The sequence below is a fragment of the Micromonospora sp. D75 genome, from assembly GCF_018070405.1.
GTDB classification, from domain to species: domain Bacteria; phylum Actinomycetota; class Actinomycetes; order Mycobacteriales; family Micromonosporaceae; genus Micromonospora; species Micromonospora chalcea.
Window position 1 is genome coordinate 1 of sequence record NZ_JAGPXV010001200.1, and the last position, 444, is coordinate 444.

The 444-nt window shown below is 76.1% G+C and carries 1 pseudogene; it reads left to right on the top strand.

Going from position 1 to position 444, the window contains the following annotated elements:
- Positions 1–213 precede the first annotated feature (213 nt).
- Positions 214–444 (top strand): annotated as a pseudogene (locus tag KBX39_RS32855) (L,D-transpeptidase); the annotation flags it as partial.

Below are 444 nucleotides of genomic sequence, written 5' to 3' on the forward strand. Positions count from 1 at the left end.
CGCCGGCAGCGCGCGGCCGGTGCCGGAGGGCGGGCAGCCCGCCCCGTTCTGACCGGCGTAGCGTGGTCGGACACGCCACCTCCGACGAAGCGCCGGGCGGCCGTGGAATCGTTACATCCCGGCGGGGTGTTCCGGTTCACGCCCGGCAACGCGTAAGCGCTCCGGCGCGTCTGACCTGAGACGACGCCGAACGGCATCACTTGTGAGGGAATCATGCGAGCTGGCCAGGACGAACCGATCAGGGGCGGGAGCGCCCCGCGCGTCGGCCGCCGCCGCGCGCTGGCGGCCGGGGTGCTCGCCGCCGCGTTGGCCCTGACCTCCGCCTGCACCGGCGGCGGTGGCGGCAAGCCGTCGAGCTGGCAGGGCGGCGGCGACGGTGGCGAGAAGGCCCCGAAGGCCGCCGCCACGATCAGCGAGCCCGCCGCCGACGCCAAGGACGTGCCC